Origin of the sequence: Saccharomonospora halophila 8 (assembly GCF_000383775.1) — a bacterium.
Lineage (GTDB): Bacteria > Actinomycetota > Actinomycetes > Mycobacteriales > Pseudonocardiaceae > Saccharomonospora > Saccharomonospora halophila.
On record NZ_KB912482.1, the window covers coordinates 1 to 2,741 of the forward strand.

Here is a 2,741-nt window from a genome sequence, read left to right on the forward strand (position 1 = left end):
CGCGCGGGGCCGCCGCACGGGGCCGTCGGGCCGTCCGGTGGAGTGCCGGGCGGGATGCCGGGCGGGGTCGGGTACGTGCCCACGTCAGGAGCCTCCCTCTCGCTTCGCGGCGCGTCGCGCTCGCGCATCACCGTTGGTCCCCCGAAGCACTAGGATGGTAATGGCCTCCCCCGGCCCCCGCAGGACGAACACGGCAGTCTGGAGACCCGCATGGCGACGATGGACTCCGGTGCGGCACGGCAGGGGCCCGGTGCGGACGGGCCGGTCTCCGGCGAGCACGAACACATCCCGGACGGGACCACCCCCGCCGCGCCACCTCCCCCACCGCAGACGGCGCTGACCGACGCCGGGGAACTGCTGCGGGCGCTGGGGGCGCCGGTGCGGATCGCGGTCGTGCTGCAATTGCGGCACGGGCCGCGTTGTGTGCACGAGCTGGTCGACGCGCTGGATGTGACCCAGCCGCTGATCAGTCAACACCTCCGGGTGCTGAAGTCCGCGGGAATCGTGCAGGGACAGCGGCGGGGCCGCGAGGTGGTGTACCACTTGGTGGACGACCACCTGGCACACATCGTGGTCGACGCCGTCGCACACGTACAGGAGGATGTCCGGGCGCTATGAATGGGACGAGGGCAACCGGCACGGCCGCCGGGACGCAGGACCGGGCCCCGGTCCCCGGCCGGCGGGCGACCCGGCAGCGCGCCGCCGTGGTCGCACTCCTGGCCGAGGTGGACGAGTTCCGGTCGGCGCAGGATCTGCACGACGAACTGCGCCGACGCGGCGAGGGGATCGGCCTGACCACCGTGTACCGGACGTTGCAGTCACTGTCCGAGGCGGACGAGATCGACGTGCTGCGCACCGACTCCGGCGAGGCGGTCTACCGGCGGTGTTCGACCCACCATCACCACCACCTCGTGTGCCGGCACTGCGGCTACACCGTCGAGGTGGAGGGCCCCGCCGTGGAGCGGTGGGCCGAACGCACCGCCGCGGGCAACGGCTTCTCCGACATCCGGCACACGGTGGAGATCGTCGGCACCTGCGCCGACTGTGCCACCCGCGGGTAACCCCAACCGAGCCCGCGAGTCGACACTCCGCACCCGCGAGTCGACACTGCAGGTCCGCGAGCCGACCCTTTGTGCCCGCGAGCCGACGCCCCGGGACGGCGAGTCGTCCACCGGGGCGGCTCCCACTCCGCGTTCGGGGCGCCGCGTTCGGGCACCGTGGGAGTCAGGTGCCGAGCAGTTCGCCGCGCACCTGGGAGGCCGTGGAGACCACCAGCATCAGCAACGTGCCGAGCGGCCCCTCGTCGAGCCCCTGCGCCGGGAAGGCGTACCGCAGGGTGAGGTCGGTGCCGCGTTCGGTGTGCACGACACCGAGCGTGCCGAACAGCCCCTGCCCCGCGCGTTCGGCCACCGACGCGGCCACCGACTGCTCGTCGGGCAGGTCCCATGCGACCACGCAGGTCAGGCTGAGCACCGACAGGCCGTCGGCCAGCCGCATCGCCTGCACCACGCACGGCACCTCGGCGTGCGAGAAGGTCAATGTGCCGTCGTCGTCGACGCTGACCTCCAGGAAGCGCTCCAGCGCCTGCCGTGCGGAGGCGAGCAGGGCCGCGGTGTCGGCCGCCTCGGTACTCACGCGCGCCCACCCCCGTCCGCGGCCTGCGCCGCATCCACCGCGGCGCCGAACCGGCGGTCGCGTTTGGCGTACTCCAGACACGCGTCCCACAGCTTGGTCCGGTCGAAGTCGGGGAACAGGGTGTCCTGGAACACGAACTCGGCGTAGGCCGACTGCCAGAGCATGAAGTTCGACGTCCGCAGCTCCCCGGAGGGTCGCAGGAACAGATCCACGTCCGGCATCTCCGGCTGGTAGAGGTACTTCGCCACCGTGCGTTCGTCCACCTTGTCCGGGTTGATCCGGCCCTCGGCGGCGAGCTGCGCGATCCGCCGCGCCGAGTCCCCGATCTCGGCCCGGCCACCGTAGTTCACGCACATCGTCATGTTCAGCCGGGTGTTGTTCCGGGTCTTCTCCTCCGCGGCGCGCAGTTCCTTGATGACGCTGCGCCACAGTTTCGGGCTGCGGCCCGCCCAGCGGATGCGCACGCCGATCGAGCCGAGGTAGTCCACCTGCCGCCGGATGGTGTCCCGGTTGAACCCCATGAGGAAGCGCACCTCCTCGGGGCTGCGCTTCCAGTTCTCGGTGGAGAAGGCGTAGACCGACAGCCACGGCACACCGAGCTCGACGGCCCCCGCGGCGACGTCGATCATCACGGACTCGCCCCGTTTGTGTCCCTCGATGCGCGGCAGGCCCTGCTGGTTGGCCCACCGGCCGTTGCCGTCCATCACCAGCGCCACGTGCCGGGGCACCAGCTCCGGCGGGATCCGCGGCGGGCGCGCACCGGACGGGTGCGGATCAGGCTCCCGCACCCCGGTCTGGGCCGTCGCCGCCTCGCGTCCCCTGCGCCGCACCTGTTACCTCCGCATCACCGGACACCGCCGTATCGCCGGACACCGCGTCAGACCCTAACCTGTCGGCGATCGGCGACTCGCGGGCACGGCGCTCGACGAACGGCAAGGACCGCAACTGCCGTTCCAGATGCCACTGCAGGTGCGCCGCGACGAGCCCGCTCGCGTCCCGCCGGGTGCCGGACGCGCTCGCCTCGGCGGTGTCCCAGTCCCCGTGCAGCAGCGCGCCGAGCAGCACCAGCACCTCGGGCGCGGGGTGGACCGAGCCGGGCACCCGGC

General features: G+C 72.4%; 5 protein-coding genes. 2 read left to right on the forward strand and 3 right to left on the reverse strand.

All coding sequences use genetic code 11. The features are described 5' to 3' along the window. Positions 1 to 210: 210 nt before the first annotated feature. Both SACHA_RS0101100 and SACHA_RS0101105 read left to right on the forward strand, forming a co-directional pair. Positions 211 to 618 carry an ArsR/SmtB family transcription factor gene (locus tag SACHA_RS0101100; protein ID WP_019806515.1) on the forward strand — a complete coding sequence of 136 codons (408 nt, stop codon included), beginning with the start codon at positions 211 to 213 and terminating at the stop codon, positions 616 to 618. Beyond that, positions 615 to 1,061: a Fur family transcriptional regulator gene (locus tag SACHA_RS0101105; protein WP_019806517.1), complete on the forward strand. Its 447-nt coding sequence runs from the start codon at positions 615 to 617 to the stop codon at positions 1,059 to 1,061. The genes SACHA_RS0101100 and SACHA_RS0101105 overlap by 4 nt, the downstream gene beginning before the upstream one ends. A gap of 163 nt (positions 1,062 to 1,224) precedes the next feature. Here SACHA_RS0101105 and SACHA_RS0101110 read toward each other — a convergent pair whose 3' ends face one another. The 3 genes from SACHA_RS0101110 to SACHA_RS19670 all read right to left on the reverse strand — a co-directional run. After that, positions 1,225 to 1,635 carry a hypothetical protein gene (locus SACHA_RS0101110; protein ID WP_019806519.1) on the reverse strand — a complete coding sequence of 137 codons (411 nt, stop codon included), beginning with the start codon at positions 1,633 to 1,635 and terminating at the stop codon, positions 1,225 to 1,227. Next, a complete protein-coding gene (locus SACHA_RS0101115; protein WP_019806521.1) occupies positions 1,632 to 2,465 on the reverse strand; it encodes an isoprenyl transferase in 834 nt (277 codons plus the stop codon). The genes SACHA_RS0101110 and SACHA_RS0101115 overlap by 4 nt, the downstream gene beginning before the upstream one ends. Then, positions 2,410 to 2,741: DNA repair protein RecO C-terminal domain-containing protein (locus SACHA_RS19670; protein ID WP_039737547.1), on the reverse strand; the 332-nt coding region annotated here is incomplete at its 5' end. The genes SACHA_RS19670 and SACHA_RS0101115, both read right to left, overlap by 56 nt.

What these genes read in the sequence shown, in the direction of transcription:
- SACHA_RS0101100 (WP_019806515.1), top strand. Translation starts at nt 211, where the DNA reads ATGGCGACGATGGACTCCGGTGCGGCACGGCAGGGGCCCGGTGCGGAC.
- SACHA_RS0101105 (WP_019806517.1), top strand. Translation starts at nt 615, where the DNA reads ATGAATGGGACGAGGGCAACCGGCACGGCCGCCGGGACGCAGGACCGG.